The 19458-nt window shown below is 66.3% G+C and carries 17 protein-coding genes; 12 read left to right on the top strand and 5 right to left on the bottom strand.

Annotation, left to right across the window (positions count from 1 at the left end; translation table 11 throughout):
* The first annotated feature begins 12 nt into the window (after window positions 1-12).
* Window positions 13-531, top strand: coding sequence for a ferritin-like domain-containing protein (locus ABDZ92_RS08695; protein ID WP_125959661.1), 519 nt, complete (start codon window positions 13-15; stop codon window positions 529-531).
* Between the two features lie 38 nt (window positions 532-569).
* Window positions 570-752: a hypothetical protein gene (locus ABDZ92_RS08690; RefSeq protein WP_125959662.1), complete on the top strand. Its 183-nt coding sequence runs from the start codon at window positions 570-572 to the stop codon at window positions 750-752.
* 63 nt (window positions 753-815) lie between these two features.
* Here the strand turns inward: ABDZ92_RS08690 and pncB are convergent, their stop codons facing one another.
* From pncB to ABDZ92_RS08675, 3 genes are all read right to left on the bottom strand, one after another.
* The gene (gene pncB / locus ABDZ92_RS08685) at window positions 816-2120 is read right to left on the bottom strand and encodes a nicotinate phosphoribosyltransferase (protein WP_125959663.1); all 1305 of its coding nucleotides are present in this window, start codon (window positions 2118-2120) and stop codon (window positions 816-818) included.
* A 138-nt stretch (window positions 2121-2258) separates the two neighbouring features.
* A complete protein-coding gene (gene araD1 / locus ABDZ92_RS08680; RefSeq protein WP_125959664.1) occupies window positions 2259-3251 on the bottom strand; it encodes an AraD1 family protein in 993 nt (330 codons plus the stop codon).
* 48 nt (window positions 3252-3299) lie between these two features.
* The gene (locus tag ABDZ92_RS08675) at window positions 3300-4865 is read right to left on the bottom strand and encodes an aldehyde dehydrogenase (NADP(+)) (protein WP_125959665.1); all 1566 of its coding nucleotides are present in this window, start codon (window positions 4863-4865) and stop codon (window positions 3300-3302) included.
* A gap of 103 nt (window positions 4866-4968) precedes the next feature.
* Here ABDZ92_RS08675 and ABDZ92_RS08670 point away from each other — a divergent pair, with 103 nt between their 5' ends.
* Window positions 4969-5727 (top strand): FadR/GntR family transcriptional regulator, encoded by a 759-nt coding sequence (locus ABDZ92_RS08670; protein ID WP_125959666.1) that lies wholly within the window; start codon window positions 4969-4971, stop codon window positions 5725-5727.
* A 57-nt stretch (window positions 5728-5784) separates the two neighbouring features.
* Here the strand turns inward: ABDZ92_RS08670 and ABDZ92_RS08665 are convergent, their stop codons facing one another.
* Window positions 5785-7095 carry a sugar MFS transporter gene (locus ABDZ92_RS08665; RefSeq protein ID WP_125959667.1) on the bottom strand — a complete coding sequence of 437 codons (1311 nt, stop codon included), beginning with the start codon at window positions 7093-7095 and terminating at the stop codon, window positions 5785-5787.
* Window positions 7096-7233: 138 nt separating this feature from the next.
* Between ABDZ92_RS08665 and ABDZ92_RS08660 the strand changes: the two genes are divergently transcribed.
* The 9 genes from ABDZ92_RS08660 (at window position 7234) to ABDZ92_RS08620 (ending at window position 18893) form a co-directional block, all read left to right on the top strand.
* Window positions 7234-8388, top strand: coding sequence for an aldose epimerase family protein (locus ABDZ92_RS08660; RefSeq protein ID WP_125959668.1), 1155 nt, complete (start codon window positions 7234-7236; stop codon window positions 8386-8388).
* A 13-nt stretch (window positions 8389-8401) separates the two neighbouring features.
* Window positions 8402-10198, top strand: coding sequence for an IlvD/Edd family dehydratase (locus ABDZ92_RS08655; protein WP_125959669.1), 1797 nt, complete (start codon window positions 8402-8404; stop codon window positions 10196-10198).
* A gap of 54 nt (window positions 10199-10252) precedes the next feature.
* Window positions 10253-11377, top strand: a complete 1125-nt coding sequence (locus ABDZ92_RS08650; protein ID WP_125959670.1) for an 8-amino-7-oxononanoate synthase — start codon at window positions 10253-10255, stop codon at window positions 11375-11377.
* Window positions 11374-11997 (top strand): dethiobiotin synthase, encoded by a 624-nt coding sequence (gene bioD / locus ABDZ92_RS08645; RefSeq protein ID WP_125959671.1) that lies wholly within the window; start codon window positions 11374-11376, stop codon window positions 11995-11997. Before ABDZ92_RS08650 ends, bioD begins: the two co-directional genes overlap by 4 nt.
* Window positions 11994-13241 (top strand): adenosylmethionine--8-amino-7-oxononanoate transaminase, encoded by a 1248-nt coding sequence (locus ABDZ92_RS08640; RefSeq protein ID WP_125959672.1) that lies wholly within the window; start codon window positions 11994-11996, stop codon window positions 13239-13241. The genes bioD and ABDZ92_RS08640 overlap by 4 nt, the downstream gene beginning before the upstream one ends.
* A 79-nt stretch (window positions 13242-13320) precedes the next feature.
* Window positions 13321-14928, top strand: coding sequence for a phospholipase D family protein (locus ABDZ92_RS08635; protein WP_206432141.1), 1608 nt, complete (start codon window positions 13321-13323; stop codon window positions 14926-14928).
* Between the two features lie 87 nt (window positions 14929-15015).
* The gene (locus ABDZ92_RS08630; RefSeq protein WP_241211755.1) at window positions 15016-16632 is read left to right on the top strand and encodes a mechanosensitive ion channel family protein; all 1617 of its coding nucleotides are present in this window, start codon (window positions 15016-15018) and stop codon (window positions 16630-16632) included.
* A gap of 105 nt (window positions 16633-16737) precedes the next feature.
* On the top strand, window positions 16738-18519 hold the full coding sequence (locus ABDZ92_RS08625; RefSeq protein ID WP_164521192.1) for a PAS domain S-box protein: 1782 nt from the start codon (window positions 16738-16740) through the stop codon (window positions 18517-18519).
* Entirely contained in the window at window positions 18519-18893 is a 375-nt protein-coding gene (locus tag ABDZ92_RS08620; RefSeq protein WP_132883773.1) for a response regulator, read from the top strand. Before ABDZ92_RS08625 ends, ABDZ92_RS08620 begins: the two co-directional genes overlap by 1 nt.
* On the opposite strand, the gene ABDZ92_RS08615 is transcribed toward ABDZ92_RS08620, so the two are convergent.
* Entirely contained in the window at window positions 18890-19375 is a 486-nt protein-coding gene (locus ABDZ92_RS08615) for a MarR family winged helix-turn-helix transcriptional regulator (RefSeq protein WP_164521193.1), read from the bottom strand. The genes ABDZ92_RS08620 and ABDZ92_RS08615 overlap by 4 nt on opposite strands.
* Window positions 19376-19458 lie beyond the last annotated feature (83 nt).

Here is a 19458-nt window from a genome sequence, read left to right as displayed (position 1 = left end):
GAGGAGACGCCCATGGCAACTGTCAATGAGATCATCCGTCCGCTGTTCATCACCGGCCTGCGCGACGTGCACGCAGTCGAGCATCAGGCTCTGGCGCTGATCGACCGCCAGCTCGATCGTCTCGCGCATTATCCCGAGATCGAAGCCCGGCTGCGCAGCCACCGGGCCGAGACCGAGCAGCAGATCTCCCGCGTCGAGCAGATCCTTGCCGATCTCGGAGAAAGCCATTCCAACCTGAAGGACCTGGGACTCAGCATCTCCGGCAATCTGGCAGCGCTCAGCCATACGGTGGCTGGCGACGAGATCATCAAGAACAGCTTTGCGAACTTCGCGTTCGAGAACTTCGAAATCGCAAGCTACACCGGTCTTATCACCCTGGCCGAAGACGGCGGGTTTGGCAGCGTCACCGCGCTGCTCGAGCAGTCGCTGGCTGAAGAGCAGTCGATGGCTTCGTTCGTGATCGGCGGTATCCCGAAGGTGATGCGCACCTTTGTCGACCTTCGCGCTGCCGGCGAGGACGCCAGCCACTAAGACTCGCCCCTGCGCCTACCGATCCGAAGGACTTCATCATGCCCGTGCCGCCCGATCCTCGAAAAGGACCGCCCCTCCGGCGCCTCGCGATCATCCTGCTGATCATCGCGGCGATCTGGGCGATCATCTTCGTGGGGTACAACATCCACCACGCGAAGCAGATGAGCAAGGAAGGACCTTCGGGCCAGATCGCGCCTTCGAATACAGCGCAAGCGCAATAGCATGCCACGCGTGCCGGCTCCCTCCACCGAGGGTCCGGCACGCGAACGGCTCAGCGCCCCAGCCTAGACCTCCACCGCGCTCGCGACGCGGTCCGCCCCGCCGAACACTCGGAGGTAGCGCGCGATTTCGTCCGGTTCGCCGGTCGCCTTCTCGGGATTGTCGGACAGCTTCACCGCGGGGCGCCCGTTTACTCGCGTGACCTTGCACACCAGCGAGATCGGCTCGAGCCCGTGGGCGCCATCGGGATCGCAATCCCGGAAATCGTTGGTAAGGTTGGTGCCCCAGCCAAAGCTCATCCGCACGCGGCCGTGGAAGTGGCCGTAGACCTGCTCGATGGTGTCCACGTCCATGCCGTCCGAGAAGATCAGCAACTTGCTGCGCGGATCGACGCCTTGGCGTTGCCACCAGACGATGATCTGCTCCCCGGCCGCGATCGGGGGTGCGCTATCGGGGCGGAAGCCTGTCCAGTCCGCTACCCAGGCGGGTGCGTTCGCCAGAAACGCCGTCGTTCCGAACGCGTCCGGCAATGCCACCAGCAGGTTGCCCCCGTAATGCTGCCGCCATTGCTCCAGCACGCGATAGGGCGCTCCGGCGAGTTCCGCATCGCTATTCGACAACGCCGCCTCCACCATGGGAAGCTCGTGCGCATTGGTCCCGATCGCCTCAAGGTCGGCATCCATCGCCAGCAACACGTTGGACGTGCCGATGAAACGGTCGCCGAGTCCCTCCTTGAGAGCGTCGACGCACCAGCGTTGCCAAAGGAAACCATGACGGCGGCGGGTCCCGAAATCGGAAAGAACCAGATCGGGGAGCGCGCGCAGCCGCTCGACCTTCTGCCAGAGCTTCGCCTTGGCGCGCGCATAGAGCACGTCGAGTGCAAACCGCCCCCTGTCGCGCATGGCCGCGCGTGCGCGTAGCTCGTTGATGATGGTCAGCGCCGGGATTTCCCACATCGTGGTGTGGGTCCAAGGGCCTTCGAAATGCAGCGCATACTGGCCGTCGTGCTTCTCCAGCACATAGGGCGGCAGCTGGAACTCGGCGAGCCAGCGGATGAAATCCGGGCTGAACATCCGTGCCGTGCCATAGAAGCTGTTGCCCGCCAGCCAGATCAACTCCTTCTTCGCGAAGCGAATGGTGCGAGCATGGTCGAGCTGCGCGCGCAGCTCCCCTTCGTCGATCACCTCCGCGAGGCGCACCGAGTGGGTGCGATTGATTACGGAAAAGGTCGCGTCGACGTCCGGGTGCACGTGCCGGATCATCTGCAGCATCAGCAGCTTGTAGAAGTCCGTGTCGAGCAGGCTGCGGACGATCGGGTCGAGCCGAAAATTATGGTCGTACGTGCGGGTTGCGATGTCCGTGACGACCATCGAAGGATCCTGTGCAAGGGCGCGACTAATACCGCGCGGGCTGCATCCCTCGTCGCTGCTGACCGCCCGGACTGCAAGCCCTTTGGGCAATCGGCAGTGGCTGCCCGGCCCCGCGATGGCGCGGCCGGGCAGGCTGGATCAGAGTGCGCGAACGGTCACCGGCGCCTCGGCGTCGCGGGCGAGCGGGTTGCGCAGCGGCAGCGTGAACGGCGCCGCTTCGATCTCGAACACGTCGCCGGTTTCCGTTTTCACGCCATCGGTGAACGACAGCGTGGCCGTCCCGAAGAAGTGGATGTGGATGTCGCCGGGGCGGCGGAACAGCGCATATTTGAAGTGATGCGCCTCCAGGTTCGCCAGGCTGTGGGACATGTTGTCCTCACCCGACAGGAACGGCTTTTCCCAAAGGACCTCGCCGTTGCGGAGAATGCGGCTGCTGCCGCGCACGTCCGACGGCGGCGTGCCGACGACGATCTCCGGCCCAAGCGACGCCTGGCGCAGCTTCGAGTGCGCGAGCCACAGGTAGTTATGGCGCTCGGTCACGTGGTCGCTGAACTCGTTGGCGAGGCAGAGACCCAGGCGGAACGGCGTACCGTCCGGGCCGATCAGGTAAATGCCGGCAAGCTCTGGCTCTTCGCCGCCGTCCTGAGCGAAGGCAGGCATGGACAGCGGGGCGCCCGGGGCGACCAGCTGCGATCCGTCGCCCTTGTAGAACCACTCCGGCTGCTGGCCGACTTGGCCTGCTGCGGGCTTGCCGCCCTCGACGCCTTCCAGGAACATCCGCATGGAGTCCGTTTGCTTTTCGACGGCGGCCGCCTCGCGGTGCATCTTGTCGCGCCCTTCGGCCGAGCCGAGGTGCGTGAGGCCGGTGCCCGTCATCACGACGTGCGCCGGATCCTCATGGTCGATCGGCGCGATCAGGTGACCGGTCTCAAACTCCGCGGCGAGGTCGACGGTAGCCCCCTCCCCGCATGCGGCGACCGCATCCGCCAGGCTGGTGCCATCGGCGATGGCGCGGGCGGCGAGCGCCCGCACACTATCGACCCCCGGCACGAATGCCGCCCGGTCACCCTGGGCCGCGATCACCGATCGCGTGCCGTCCGGCGCCCGATGCTGCAACAAACGCAACGTCATCCTAATTCCTCCCCAGTTGAACGCCGCGCTTGCGGTCGCCGGGATTGATCAATCGTTGTGGAGCTGGCCGTCGATCAGACGCGGCAGGCCCGCCTGCGCTCCGTCGCGCAGATCTGCCGGCAGCAGCTCCGGCAGCAGGTTCTGGTACGACACCGGCCGCAGGAAGCGGTCGATCGCAAGGCTGCCGACCGAAGTGGTGCGACCGTCGGAGGTCGACGGGAACGGCCCTCCATGGACCATCGCATGCGTCACTTCGACGCCCGTCGGCCAACCGTTGGCGAGGATGCGGCCTGCCTTGCGCTCAAGCACCGGCACCATGCGCGCGGCAAGCGCCGCGTCGCCGGCATCCATGTGCAGCGTAGCGGTCAGCTGACCCTCGGAAGCAACCAGGACCTGGCGGAGCTCTTCTTCGTTGCGGCAGCGCACCAAGATCGACGAGGCGCCGAACACCTCATGCCCCAGCGCCTTGTCGGCCAGGAATGCCTCCGCCGTGGTCGAGAAGAACGCGGCCTGACCCTGGGTCACGCCCTCGCCAACCTTGCCCCGCGCGACCGTCTCGACCTGCGCATGCGATGCAAGGTTCTCGACGCCCTCGGAGTAGGCCTTGTGGATGCCGGGCGTCAGCATGGTGCTGGCGCCTGCCTCAACGAGCGCGGTCTTCGCCGCTTCAACGAATGCATCGAGCCCTTCGCCTTCGATCGCCAGCACCAGGCCCGGGTTCGTGCAGAACTGACCAGCGCCCATCGTCAGCGAGCCGACAAAGGCGGTGCCCAGCGCCGCGCCGCGCGCCTTCAGCGCTTCCGGCATCAGCAGAACGGGGTTGATGCTCGACATCTCGGCATAGACCGGGATCGGCACTTCACGCGCCTGCGCCAGCTTCATCAGCGCCAGGCCACCGCCACGCGAGCCGGTGAAGCCCACTGCGGTGATGCGCGGGTCCTGCACCAGCTGTGACCCGAGCTCGTTGCCGGGGCCGACGAGGTGCGAGAACACGCCTTCCGGCAGGCCGGAGGCGGCGACCGCGCGGCGGATTGCCTCTGCGACCAACGCGCCCGTCGCCGGATGTGCCGGGTGGCCCTTCACAACGACCGGACAACCGGCGGCAAGCGCTGAGGCGGTGTCGCCACCAGCGGTCGAGAACGCGAGCGGGAAGTTCGAGGCACCGAACACCGCGACCGGGCCGAGCGGGATCATGCGCAGGCGCAGGTCCGGGCGCGGCAGCGGCTGACGATCCGGAAGCGCCGGATCGATGCGCAGGCCGAGCCAGCCACCCTTGCGGACGACGCCGGCGAACATCTTGAGCTGGCCGACGGTGCGGCCGCGCTCACCCTCCAGGCGCGCACGCGGCAGGCCGCTCTCGCGCATCGCGGTCTCGATCAGTTCGTCGCCGATCGTCAGGATCTCTTCGCCGATCTTTTCCAGAAACGCGGCGCGCGTCTCACGGTCTGTCGAGCGATACGCGTCGAACGCCGCTTCTGCCGCGGCGCAGGCCGCGTCCACGTCGGCCGGACCATGAACGGCAAAAAGCTCTCCAAAGGGTTCGCCCGTGTCGGCCGAGATCGAGCGAAAGCCGGCGTCACTCGCCCGGTTCAGGGTTGCGGTGTCGTTGGTCATGGGGTGGCTCCTTATTTACTCGGACATATTAAAGCGGTGCCGGCTTGGCAATCGTTCGTTCGGCATTCAAAACGCGACCACAGCCTTAGCGGGGGAGATAGGGATGACCAATGCGAAGGGCGAGGCTGATGCGCCGGAGAGCGGAAAGACGCCGGCGCGACAGCCGCGCGGCACCGGGCGCCGGCTGCGCGGCGCGATCGCACACAAGCTGGGCCTCGCGATCGTCTCGGGCGAATATGCGCCGGGGGACACCCTTTCGGGGGAGATCGCCTTCTCGGAGGCGCTGGACGTTTCCCGCAGCGCCTATCGCGAGGCGGTGCAGGTCCTGACGGCAAAGGGGCTGGTAGAGAGCCGCCCCAAGGCGGGCACCCGCGTTCTGCCGCGCAACCGCTGGAACCTCCTCGATCCGGATGTCGTCGCCTGGGCTTTCGCAGGCAGTCCGGACATCCAGTTCATCCGCAGCCTGTTCGAACTGCGGGCGATCGTCGAGCCCGCAGCTGCACGCCTGGCGGCCGAACGGCGCGACCGCGCCGACCTGAAGGCAATGAAGGACGCGTTGGCGGCCATGCGGCGGCACACGCTGGCGACGGAAGCTGGCTTGGCCGCAGACCGCGAATTTCACGACGCGATCCTCCGCGCCACGCGGAACGACGCGCTGGTCGTGCTGAGCGCCAGCATCGGGGCGGCGGTGAACTGGACCACCCAGTTCAAGCAACGCTCCCGCGCCCTGCCCCGCGATCCCCTGCCCGATCACATCCGCGTCTATGACGGCATTGCGGCTGGCGATGCGGAGGCAGCCGGTGCGGCGATGCGCGCATTGGTCGACCTGGCGCTCGAGGATACGCGCCACGCCATGGAGTGATACGAAAAGGGCGCCCCGCGGTAGCGGAGGCGCCCTCGTCGTGCCGTGCCGGCGAGATTACCCGATCACCTCGGGCTCCGGCAGCGCGTGCGTCGGCTTGGAGCCCCACAGCGCGTAGAACAGGATGTAGAGTTCGCAGGCGGCGGTCAGCAGGAACGAGGTCTGCAGCCCGACAGTGTCGGCCAGCCAGCCCTGCACCACCACCAGCGCACCGCCGGCGATCGCCATGATGAGCAGGCCCGAGCCTTCCTCGGTGAGCGGACCCAGGCCCTTGATGCCCAGCGTGAAGATCGTCGGGAACATGATCGAGTGGAACAGGCCCACTGCGATCAGCGACCACATCGCCGCATGGCCGCTGGTGAAGGTCGCAAGCAGCATCACGATGAACGCGCCGACCGCGAAGAATGCCAAAACTTTGTCGGCGGGCACCTTCTGCATGACGAAGCTGCCGACGAAGCGGCCGATCATCATGCCGCCCCACAGCAGCGCCAGGTAGCGCGATGCCTGCTCGTGCGTGATTGCGGCGATGTCCGGCTGCGAGACGAAGTTGATGAACAGGTTGGCGACGCCGATTTCTGCGATCAGGTAGATGAAGATCGCCGGCACACCCCAGACGAGGTTCCGGTGCTTCCAAAGCGACATGCCGCGCCGCTCCTCGCGCGAGACGCGCTGGGTAGCCTGGCCGATCGCGGGGAGCGGGAAGCGGGCGATGACCACGGCAAGCACCACCAGCACTGCCGCGACGATCAGATACGGCAGGATCACCGACTGCGCATCGGCATAGCGCTCAGCTGCCGTGAGCGTCACGCCGGCTTCTGCCGTGCCGCCCTTCGAACGGCCCAGGATCAGATAGCCTGCGAACAGCGGCGCGAGCGTGGTGCCGAGCGAGTTGAACGCCTGCACCAGATTGAGGCGCGAGGAGCCGGTTTCCGGCGGGCCGATGACCGCGACATACGGGTTCGCCGCTACCTGGAGCAGCGTGATTCCGCTGGCGATGATGAACAGCGCGGTGAGCACGACGCCGTAGGACGGCAGTCGCGCTGCCGGCACCATCAGCAGCGCACCGGCTGCCATGATGACGAGCCCGGTCACGATCGACTTCTGATAGCCGATCCGCTCGATCAGCTTCGCCGAAGGGATGGAGGCCACGAAATACGCGATGAACCAGACCGACTCGATCAGCGTGGTCTGCGTGTAATCAAGTTCGAACACGCTCCTGAGATGCGGCAGGAGGGTGTTGTTGATGACGGTGATGAAGCCCCACATGAAGAAGAGGCTGGCAAGCAGCGTCAACGCGGGCTTGTAGCTTCCACCGGGCGCATGGTGCGCACCTGTCGAAGCGACGGAAGAAGTTGGCGGCAACGCCATGCATCCTGTCTCCTGTGTGGAAGCCGAAGCGGTCGCGCTGTTCGCCAGCATCTGCTGCGCGGCTTGCCCTGGTGAATTTTGTCCGACTATATAGCCCCGAAAGGCGCGTCAACGGCGTCGATACACAAGGATAGGACGATGCGGAAGGTGGGCAGCGATGGAGTTGTTCTGGCGCTGGTGGCGGCGGCCACGACAGCGCTGACGGCGGGGACGGCATCCGCGGCGGAGGTGCAGCGTTCCGCGGCCGGAACGCTGAAGGACGGCACTGCGGTTGAAGCGATCACGCTCGTGGGCGCCAACGGCGTTTCCGCGCGCGTGCTGACCTATGGTGCGACGCTGCAGTCGCTGATCGCCCCCGACCGCGACGGCAACAAGGCGGACGTGGTGCTCGGCTACGACGACCTCGCCGACTATGTCGATCATCCGAACTATTTCGGCGTCACCGTGGGCCGTTACGCCAACCGCATCGCCGGCGGCACGTTCACACTGGACGGCAAGAAGTTCCAGCTGCCGCTCAACGACAAGACCAACTCGCTGCACGGCGGCGGCAAGGGCTTCGACAAGCAGGTCTGGCGCGTCGTTTCCGTGAAGAACGGGCCGGTGGCGAGCGTCGTGCTGGCGCATCGCAGCCCGGACGGCGATTCCGGCTACCCCGGGCAGTTCGACGTGACCGTCACCTATTCGCTGGATGACAAGGGTTCGCTGACGATCGCCTTCGAGGGCAAGACCAGCAAGCCGACCATCGTCAACATGACCAACCACGCCATCTTCAACCTGGCCGGGGAAGGCTCGGCGATGGGTGCGACCGGGCACCGCCTGACCGTTCCTGCGGCGACCTATACGCCCGTCGATGCCAAGCTGATCCCCACCGGCGAGCGTCGGCCGGTCGCGGGTACGGTGTTCGACTTCCGCAGCCCGCGCGTGGTGGCCGACGGAATCCGGGACGGCCATGACCAGCAGATCCGCTACGGCCAGGGCTACGACCACAACTTCGCCCTCGACAAGGGGCTGACTGCCAAGCCCGAACTCGCCGCGCGCTTGGAAGACCCGCAGTCGGGTCGCGTGCTCGAAGTGCTGACCACCGAGCCTGGGGTCCAATTCTACACGGGCAACTTCCTTGACGGCACCTATTTGGGCAAGAAGGGTCACCTGTATCGCATGGGGGATGGGATCGCCCTGGAGCCGCAGAAGTTTCCGGACGCGCCCAACCACCCCGACTTTGTTTCCGCCCGAGTGGATCCAGGCAAGCCGTACCGGCATGTCATGATCTATCGCCTTTCCACGACTCGCTGACCGGACACCTCCCATGACCGCCACCCCGACCAACAAGCTTCGCTCGCGCGCCTGGTTCGATAATCCCGAGAATATCGACATGACGGCGCTCTACATCGAGCGGTACATGAACTTCGGCCTCAGCCAGGCCGAGCTCCAGTCGGGCAAGCCGATCATCGGCATCGCCCAGACCGGCAGCGACCTTTCCCCCTGCAACCGCCACCACCTGGTGCTGGCGGAGCGCCTGCGCGAAGGCATTCGCGAAGCCGGCGGCATCGCCCTCGAATTCCCGGTTCACCCGATCCAGGAAACCGGCAAGCGCCCGACTGCCGGTCTCGACCGCAACCTTGCGTACATGGCGCTGGTCGAGGTGCTGTACGGCTATCCGCTCGACGCCGTCGTGCTGACGATCGGCTGCGACAAGACGACGCCTGCCTGCCTGATGGCGGCGGCGACCGTGAACATCCCCGCGATCGCGCTGTCGGTCGGCCCGATGCTCAACGGCTGGCACAAGGGCGAGCGCACCGGCTCGGGCACCATCGTGTGGAAGGCGCGCCAGATGCTCGCGGCCGGCGAGATCGACAACGCGGGCTTCATCAAGCTGGTCGCGTCGTCGGCACCGTCGACGGGCTACTGCAACACCATGGGCACCGCGACGACGATGAACTCGCTCGCCGAGGCACTCGGCATGCAGCTTCCGGGCTCGGCCGCGATCCCGGCGCCGTACCGTGATCGCCAGGAAGTGGCGTACGAAACGGGCAAGCGCATCGTCGAGATGGTGGCCGAGGATCTGAAGCCGTCCGACGTGATGACGCGCGAGGCGTTCCTGAACGCGATCGTCGTCAACTCGGCGATCGGCGGCTCGACCAACGCGCCGATCCATCTCGCCGCACTCGCCCGCCACATGGGCGTGGAGCTCGACATCCGCGATTGGCAGGAGCACGGCCACAAGGTGCCGCTGCTCGTGAACCTGCAGCCGGCGGGCGAATATCTGGGCGAGGATTATTATCGCGCAGGCGGCGTCCCGGCAGTGGTCTCGCAGCTGATGGACCAGGGCCTGATCCATGAGGACGTCATGACCGTGAACGGCAAGACGATCGGTGAGAACTGCCGTGGCGTCGAGATCGAGGACGAAAAGGTCATTCGTCCGTTCAACCAGCCGCTGAAGGAAGAAGCCGGCTTCATCGTCCTTTCGGGCAACCTGTTCGACGCGGCGATCATGAAGACCAGCGTCATCAGCGAGGAGTTCCGCGAGCGCTATCTCTCGAACCCGAACGATCCGAACGCCTTCGAAGGCCCGGCAGTCGTGTTCGACGGGCCGGAGGACTATCACCACCGCATCGACGATCCGTCCGTGAACATCACGGCGGAGACGCTGATGTTCATGCGCGGCGCCGGCCCGATCGGCTATCCTGGTGCGGCCGAGGTCGTGAACATGCGTCCGCCGGCGTATCTGATCCGCGAGGGCATCCATGCCCTCCCCTGCATCGGCGACGGTCGTCAGTCCGGCACCAGCGGCAGCCCCTCGATCCTGAACGCCTCGCCCGAGGCGGCGGCGATGGGCGGCCTGGCCCTCATCCAGACCGGTGATCGCGTCCGCATCGACCTCAACAAGGGGACGGCCGACGTGCTGATCTCGGACGAGGAACTCGCGGAGCGTCGTCGCAAGCTCGAGGCGGAGGGCGGGTACCAGTACCCGGCTTCGCAGACGCCGTGGCAGGAAATCCAGCGTTCGGTGGTCGGCCAGATGAACACCGGCGCGATCCTGGAGGGGGCCGAGAAGTACCAGCGCATCGCGCAGACCATGGGCCTGCCGCGCGACAACCACTAAGCGCAACGGCATGGCGGGGGTGGCATCGCGGGACGATGCCGCTACACCCCCGCCATGCCGAGCTTTGCAGCACATCGCGCCGATCTGGCGCAGCTGGCGGACCAGCATCGTATCCGCCGGCTCCTGCCCCGTCAGGGCACCGACTTCGCCTCCAACGATTATCTCGCGCTCGCTTCCGCGCCTCGCCTGCGGAATGCTGTCGCGGCCGCGCTCGCCGAGGGCGTAGCGGTCGGTTCGGGTGGGTCGCGGCTCCTTCGCGGCAACTCCGACGAGCACGAAGCGCTGGAGGCCGAGGCGGCCGCCTTCTTCGGCAGCGAGGCTTCCCTCTACTTTGCGAGCGGCTTTGCCGCCAACGCGGCGCTCTTCGCGACGCTCCCTCAACGCGGCGACCTGGTGGTCTATGATGCGCTGGTACACGCGAGCGCGCATGAAGGGATGCGGCTCGGCCGCGCCACCTGCGTCGCGGCCGAACACAACCAGGTCGATGCCTTCGAGGCGGCCATCCGCCAGTGGCGCAAGGGCGGCGGGACCGGGACGCCCTGGATCGCGGTGGAGAGCCTCTACAGCATGGACGGCGACCGGGCGCCGCTGGCGGCGCTCGCGAAGCTGGCTGACGCGCAGGATGCGATCCTGCTGATCGACGAGGCGCATGCGACCGGCGTCTTCGGCACTGCCGGGCGGGGTCTCGCCGAAGACCTGGAAGGTCGCGGCAACGTCGTGACCCTGCGCACCTGCGGGAAGGCGATAGGGTGCGAAGGCGCGCTCGTCTGCGGGCCGAGGATCGTACGCGACTTTCTGATCAATCGCGGCCGCGGGTTCATTTTCTCCACCGCCCCCTCCCCGCTGATGGCGCGTGCCGTTCGGGAGAGTCTGCATATCCTCGCCGATGAGCCGAACCGACGCGAACGGCTGCACGACCTGGTTTGCCACGCGGAACGTGCACTTGCACCCGCAGGCGTCCAGCCGACCGGCTCGCAGATCCTCCCTCTGGTGATCGGGGACGATGCCGCGACCATGCGGGCAGCCGAAGCGTTGCAAGCCGATGGTTTCGACGTGCGCGGCATCCGCCCGCCTACGGTGCCGCGCGGCACTTCGCGCCTCCGCCTGTCCCTCACCCTCAATGTCACGACCGAGGATGTGGACCGGCTGGCCGCGCTGCTGCAGGAGGTCGTGCCATGAGCAAGACCATCATCGTCACGGGTACCGACACCGACATCGGCAAGACCGTATTCGCCGCCGGCCTCGCTGCGGCGCTTGGCGCACGCTATTGGAAACCCGTCCAGTCGGGGCTGCTGGACGGCACCGATGCCGCCCGAGTCGAAACGCTGGGCGTGCCCAGGACGCACATCCTTCCCGAGGCCTACCGGCTGGCCACCCCCTGCTCCCCCCATCTCGCCGCGGAAATCGACGGAGTGTCGATCGAGGTGGACAGGCTCGCACTGCCGGCGGGCGACGATGCGCTCGTCGTCGAAGGTGCGGGCGGCGTGCTTGTCCCCGTCACGCGAACCATGCTGTTCGCCGATGTCTTCGCCCGCTGGAACCAGCCGGTCGTGCTGGTCGCCCGCACGGGCCTCGGCACCATCAATCACAGCCTCTTGTCGATCGAAGCCCTGCGGGCGCGCGGCGTACCGATCCTGGGCGTCGCCTTCATCGGGGAGCCGGTCGGGGACAGCGAGGCCACTGTGGCCGAGATCGGTCAGGTTCGTCGCCTCGGCCGCCTTCCCGGGCTGGATCCGCTGAATGCGGAGACGCTGGCGGCCGCCTTCCACAGCAACTTCGATCTGGAGATCTTCCGGTGACGACCTCGGCCGTGTGGCACCCCTTCACCCAGCATGGGCTCGGCGAGCCCATCCCGCTGGTGACCCGTGCAGAGGGGGCGGCGCTTCATACCGCCGATGGCCGCCGCATCGTGGATGCAATCTCCTCCTGGTGGGTCACGACGCACGGCCATGCCCATCCGCGGATCATCGCCGCGATCCGGGACCAGGCGGAGAAACTCGACCAGATCATCTTCGCCGGATGGACGCACGAACCGGCGGAGGCAGTCGCCCAGGGCCTGCGCGACATCATGCCGCGCGAACTGACCCGGGTATTCTTCTCGGACTCGGGCTCCACCAGCGTCGAGGTGGCGCTCAAGATGGCGCTCGGCTATTGGCGAGAACACGACCCGGCCCGGCATCGGATCCTCGTCCTCGAACATGGCTACCACGGCGATACTATCGGCGCGATGTCGGTGGGCGCCCGTGGCGTGTTCAACAGCGCCTACGAGCCGCTGCTGTTCGACGTGGGCACCATCCCCTTTCCCGTGCCGGGTGGCGAGCAGGCAAGTCTCGACATCTTGGAGCAGGCCTGTGCCGCCGGGGCAGCGGCGTTCATCGTCGAGCCGTTGGTGCTGGGCGCTGGCGGCATGCACTTCTACGCCCCTTCCACGCTCCGGGAGATGCGCGCCATCTGTGCGCGACACGGCGTGCTGTTCGTGGCGGACGAGGTGATGACCGGCTGGGGAAGGACCGGAACGTTGCTGGCGTGCGAGCAGGCCGGTGTGGTGCCCGATATCCTCTGCCTGTCGAAAGGGCTGACCGGGGGCGCCATTCCCCTTGCCGTCACCATGGCCACCGAGCCGATCTTCCAGGCGCACTATGGTCCGGATCGCGGGAAGATGTTCTTCCACTCTTCCAGCTATACCGCCAATCCGATCGCCTGCGCGGCGGCCCGTGCCAATCTGGCGATCTGGGCGGAAGAACCGGTAGCCGAGCGCATCGTGTCGCTCGGGAAGCGTCAACAGGCTCGGCTCGACGCGCTGTCGGGCCTCCGCAATGTTCGGGGTTGCCGGCGAAGCGGCACCATCACGGCGCTCGAGATCGCGGGAGAGGACGGCTACTTGTCGGCGCTCGCTCCACGCCTGCTCGCCCATTTCCGGGACAGGGACCTGCTGCTCAGACCGCTTGGCAACACGGTCTACGTGATGCCGCCCTACTGCATCGAAGACGCCGACCTCGACCGCATCTACGCCGCCATCGCCGAGGCCTGCGAAGCTCTCTGACGGATCGTCTCGCGTCCGTAACCGTTAAGCGACCATCAGCCCGGCACCGGCCGGTGTACGAAACGGGAGCGCCGGTGCAGTGAAGGCCAGTTGGGCGAGATCGATCGGAGCAGGCGCCATAGGTCTGGGCCTGCTTTGGTGGATCAACCGCCTCCCGCCCAATCCGAAAAACTCGAGCTCGCGGATCATCGCCGATGTTGCCGACACGGCGCTGGCCCGCGGTGCGGCGAAAGAGAGCGCGAGCCATCCGGGTGCCTCCGGGATCAAACTGCTCGCCGATGCGCGGGAAGCCTTTGCCGCGCGTGTCGCCCTCGCCCGGGCGGCCGAGCGCAGCCTCGATCTGCAATACTACATCTGGCACGGTGATCGTTCGGGAACGCTGCTGCTGGAAGCGGTCCATGCCGCGGCAGAGCGCGGGGTGCGGGTGCGACTGCTTCTCGACGACAACGGCATTTCGGGGCTCGACGCAGTGCTGGCGGCCCTGGACGCACATCCCAACATCGAGGTCCGGCTGTTCAACCCGTTCCGAATCCGCTGGCCGAAGCCGATTGGCTACATAACCGAGTTCCCCCGGCTCAACCGGCGGATGCACAACAAGAGCTTCACCGCCGATAACAGCGTCACCATCGTCGGCGGGCGCAACATCGGCGACGAGTATTTCGGCGCGGCCGATGGCGGCTTGTTCGCCGATCTGGACGCACTGGCGATCGGTCCGATCGTCGCCGAGGTTTCCGACGACTTCGATCGCTACTGGTGCTGCGGCTCCTCCTACCCCGCGGCCCGCATTCTCCCCGGCGTGCGGAGGGATCAGCGACGACGCCTGCGCAAGCGCGCGTCGATCGTCGAGCGTGATCCTTCGGCGAAGCGCTATGTCCAGGCGTTGCGCGACCTGCCGCTTGTGCACCAGCTGGTGGAGGGTCGCCTTGCGCTTGAGTGGGCGGAGGTTCGGATGCTCAGCGACGATCCCGCCAAGGCTCTCGGCAGCGTGCACGAGCGGGCTCTCCTGAGCGAGAAGCTGAGCGCCGCGCTAGAGACCGCAAAGAGCGAGCTCGGCCTCATCTCCAGCTATTTCGTACCCGGCCGCCGCGGGTGTCGCACCTTCGGCAAGCTTGCGGGGGAAGGCGTGGCCGTATCGGTGCTTACCAACGCTTATGAGGCGACCGACGTGGGCATCGTTCATGCTGGCTATGCCCCGTACCGCAAACGGCTGCTGCAGGCGGGCGTTCGCTTGTTCGAGATGCGGCGGGAAGCCCGCGCGGCGCCGCGTCGGCGGGAACGCCGCCGCGGCGTCCGGCTGGGTGTCGCCAGTAATTTCAGGGGCTCCGGGACCGGCTCAACCGCAGCGCTCCGCTCGGGCGCGTCGACGCTGCACGCAAAGACGTTCACCGTCGATCGCGAGCGCCTGTTCATCGGTTCGTTCAACCTCGATCCTCGCTCCGTCGCGCTGAACACGGAACTCGGTTTCATCATCGAAAGCCCCGTCCTCGCCGCACAAGTGGCGGACGTGTTCGCCGATCAGGTGGCACACCTCGCCTACGAGGTGCGGATCGGACCGGACGGCGAACTCATCTGGATCGAGGAGAACGGAGGCGAGCGGCGCGTGCATCATCAGGAGCCTGGCATGCGGCTGATCCCGCGCCTTGCCCTTGCCGCTGCCGCCAAGCTGCCGATTGAATGGCTCCTTTGAACGCGTTTGTCCGCGCGGCTTCGTGGCAATCAGGCCGAGGGCGCCTAGAACTTCCGGCGAGTTGACGAAGAAGGTTTGTGAATGCTGGTGATCAAGAGGCTCCTGGCCGCCCTGCTGTTGACGATGGTGGTGTGTGCGCCCGCCCAGGCGCAGGAGACCGCCGGCAACACCACGACGCCCGCAGTGCTCGCCGACACCTATGGGCGCGAGACGCCGCGATCGGCAGTGACCGGGCTGGTGAAGGCGCTCGGCGAGCAGGACTACGCCCGCGCAGCCAACTACTTCGAATTGGCGCCTCCCAAGACGCCGCGTGCGGCCGCTGCTGCCTCTGATCTGGCGCGGCGCCTCCAGTCAGCGCTCGACAGCGGTGGGTCGCTGCTCCCCTTCGCCGTGCTCTCGAACGAAGCCACGGGCCGTATCGACGATACGCTGGCTCCTGAACAAGAGCAGGTCGGCACGCTCAAGTTCGGGGAGAAAGAGGAGCCTATCCTCCTTGTCCGCGGAGATGTGGGGGAAGGTCAGCAACTCTGGCGGATCTCCACCCAGACCATCAAGGTGCTGCGCGCCCACGCTCCGGAGCCCGCGGCGCCCGCTCAGACGGAGAGCATCACCGACACGAGCGTCGCCGGCGCGCCGCTCGTCGACTGGGGGCTGCTGCTGGGGCTTGCCGCCATCAGTTTCGTCGGCCTTCGTCTTCTTGCCAGTCTCATCCTGCTCGGCATCGGCCGTGTGGTTCGGGATCGCGAGCAGAGCCCCACGTTCCGCTTCTCGCACGCGGCCCTTCCGCCGCTCAGCCTCTTTCTCGCGGTCGTGGGCTTCTACGTCTACGCGGACTCGCTCCCCGTCTCGATCGTCGCCCGACAGACGCTGCTGCGATACGCCGGCATCATTGCCTGGGTAGCACTTGCGTGGTTCGCCCTGCGCTTCGTCGACGCCATCAGCCGGTTGATCATCGCGCGGATGCAGCGGTCGCAGCGGCGGCAGGCGGTTTCCGTCATCACCCTTCTGCGCCGCTCGGCAAAGGTGCTGCTCCTCGCGCTCGCGATCGTCGCCATTCTGGATACGCTCGGCATCGACGTGACCACCGGCATCGCCGCGCTCGGGATCGGCGGTATCGCCCTCGCCCTGGGCGCGCAGAAGACTATCGAGAATTTGGTGGGCAGCGTCACCGTGATCGTCGACCGGCCCGTCCAGGTCGGAGACTTCTGCAAGGTCGGCGATGTGCTCGGTACGGTCGAAGATGTCGGCATGCGCTCCACACGCATCCGCACCAACGACCGCACGGTGGTGACGATCCCCAACGGCAACTTCGCCTCGCTCCAGATCGAGAACTTCGCGACGCGCGACCGCTATCTCTTCGCCCCGGTGATCGCGCTCGAGTACGGCATCTCAGCCGCCAAGCTCCGCGAAGGCATTGCGATCATCGAAGGGGTGCTGAAGGAGCATGCCCAGATCGACCAGGACGGCGCACGCGCCAATCTGGCGGCGTTCGGCGAGAGTGCGGTCAACGTGGAGATCTTCTCCTACATCACCGTGCTCGATGCCGTGGAGGCAATCCACATCAAGCAGGATCTCTTGCTCACGATCATGGAGCGGCTCGAGAAGGCGGGCATCAGCCTCGCCGTTCCAACTCGCGCGCTACATCTTCCTGAAGCGTTGAAGATCACCCGCGCTCCGGCCGGGTCCAAGGAGCTAAATAACTAGGAACGGGTAAGAAACGATCCCGAGGGCTCGCATCCGGCGTCCCGCTGCGCTAGGGGAGCAACACGGTGGCAGGATGGTCCTCCACGCGGAACCATGCTGCCGCCTATGCCGCCTTCCAAGCTGACCCGCTTCTTCGAGCAGTTTCTCTTCTTCTCGATCCGACGCCCGCTGCCGCCGGTGGTGCAGTTCGCGATTGCTACCGCGGCGATCGTGCTGGTGACGTTGGTGCGGGTGCTTTTCGTCACCGTGCTGCTGCCGTGGCTCTTGTTCATGCCGGCGATCCTGCTGCTGGCGCTGGCCTTCGGCCGCAACGTCGGCTTGTACGCAACCCTCCTTTCGGCGGTCCTGGCAGGATGGTCGATCGCGGGGCCGAGCGGCTTCCTGGGCCTTAATCCTCTTCAATGGATCGCCTCCGGCGCTTTCCTGGTGGTGGGGGTCGGCATCGTACTTCTTGCGTCCGAGCTGCGCGCGTCCTTCGCGCGAGTTGATCATCTGATGCAGGAGGCGCAGTCCGCACGCGACGAACTCGCCGCGCGCGAAGCCTTTCTTTCCGGCGTTCTTTCCAGCTCGGGCGACTGCATCGTGGTGCTCGACCGCGAGGCGAACGTCCTCTTCGTCACGGAGAACGGCCGCCGAGCCCTGGGGTTGAGCGAAGAAGCGGATCTCCGCGGGACACCATGGCGGATGCTTTGGCAGGAGGTGGACGGCAATCGTGCTTCCGGCGCGATCGCCGCAGCCTCCGAAGGTCATGAGACGAACTTCGCTGCCCCGGCACGGATCGGGGACGGTTCGCTGCGCTGGTGGGATGTTTCGGTCCGCCCGATCCTGCAGGACGGAAACTCGAGCGGCCAGGTGCTGCTGGTCGTGCGCGACATCACGGCGAAGCGTGCGAGCGAGCGCGAGCGCAATCGGCTGGCTCGCGTGGTGGAGAACAGCGCGGACTTCATCGGCGTGGCGTCGCTCGACCAGCGGGTGGAATTCCTGAACCCAGCCGGTTGCGACATGGTCGGCCTCTCGCCCGAAACGGTGGGCGAGACCCGGATGCTCGACTACATCTGGCCGGCGGACGTCGAGCGACTGGTGGAAGAGGTTCTTCCAGCGATCCGGGACGCGGGCAGCTGGAGCGGAGAAATGAACCTGCGTCATTTCCGCACCGGTGAACGCATCCCGGTCCACTACCTCGGCTTTCGCGTCCAGGAACAGGACGGCAGTCTGATCGGCTATGGTGCCGTGATGCGGGACTTCAGTGAAATCGAGCGGGCGCGGTTCCAGCAGCGTCTGCTCAACAACGAGTTGAGCCACCGGCTCAAGAACGTCCTGACCATGGTCCAGGCGATCGCCGCCCAGTCGATCCGGCAGGCCGAGACGCTCGAGGACGCGGGAGAAGCAGTGAGTGCCCGCCTGGTGGCCCTGGGACGTGCGACGGATATCCTGACCGCGACCTCCTGGCAGACCGCGGAGCTCCACGCCCTCGTCGCGACGGTGCTGAGGCCGCATGGCGCTCTCAGCCGTCGGATCAAGGTCGATGGTCCGAGTGTCGCGGTCAATCCACGGGCTGCCTTGGCACTCGCGCTCGCGATCCACGAACTCACCACCAATGCGATCAAATATGGGGCACTTTCGAACGAAACCGGCGAAGTGGCGCTAAAATGGTGGATTGCGGACGGACCGATCCCCGACCATCCGCGTTTGCTGCTGACCTGGCGTGAAACGGGAGGGCCGGATGTCACGCCTCCTCCCCGAAGAGGTTTTGGTTCTGTAATGATCGAGCGATCGCTGAAGGCCTATTTCCGAGCTCATGTGACGCTGGACTTTGCGCCCGAGGGCGTTGCTCTCACGCTCGACGCGCCGCTTGCCGATGCGATTGCGACGGATCGGGCGGACTGATGGGGCAGCGCGCGCCGATCAATCCACGAACGATCCTCATCGTAGAGGATGAAGTGCTTTTCCGGCTCGAACTGGCCGATCTGTTCGAAGCCTCCGGTTACCGCGTCCTTGAGGCTGGCGACGCCGATGAGGCGATCGCGGTTCTTGACGAAGATCCCTCCATTTCGATCGTGCTCACTGACATTCAGATGCCGGGGTCGATGGACGGCCTGCGTCTTGCCCACCATGTTCGCGAGCGATACCCGCCGGTGTCACTGGTAATCGCCTCAGGAGCATTACGCCCCAGCGCTTCGGAACTGCCCGAGCGCAGCCTGTACCTGACCAAGCCGTTCAACCCGTTCCAGCTCCTGCGGCAGCTGAACGCCGCGGCCTAAGCCTTCGGCGCTGCCTTTGCGGGTCCGGGTCGCTCGTCCAAGCCGCCCTGCGCCTCCAGTGCATCCGCTACCCGGTCGAGCTTTGCCAGCGCGCGCCGGAATTGGGATCTCTCCTCCGCGTCCAAGGCCCCGAAGATCGCCTGATCGAGGCGCGATCGCAGCGGTTCTGCCGCCGCGATAGCCGCCTCTCCAGCCGCCGTCAGGGAAACGCGCTTCACGCGACCATCGGCCGAATCCGGGGTGCGTCGAACCAGTCCGTCCCGTTCCAGCGCGGCGATCGCCTCGCTGACGGTACGTGGCGAGTGCCCGAAGACGCTGGCGATGTCGGCGGCACGGGCGCTGTTGTGTTCGCACCGGAGGTACATCAGCAGCTTCATCCGCGCGAGGGAGACGCCCTGCTCTGCCAGGTGCGCGTCGGCGATCCGCCGCAAGCGGAGGAACAAGCGACCAAAGTCGCTGACGAGGCTGTCGGTGTCCGGCACTTTGTGAGGGCCCTCCATAAAGAGGCTTGCTTTGCGCTGCAACAGCGAGCAGGTCCCCGCGTCAGTTTAGGATAGCCAGGGCA

This window comes from Sphingomonas molluscorum (genome assembly GCF_039522995.1).
GTDB lineage: Bacteria > Pseudomonadota > Alphaproteobacteria > Sphingomonadales > Sphingomonadaceae > Sphingomonas > Sphingomonas molluscorum.
The sequence above is the reverse complement of the archived record's forward strand: the minus strand, read 5'-3'. Positions and strand labels throughout refer to the sequence as shown.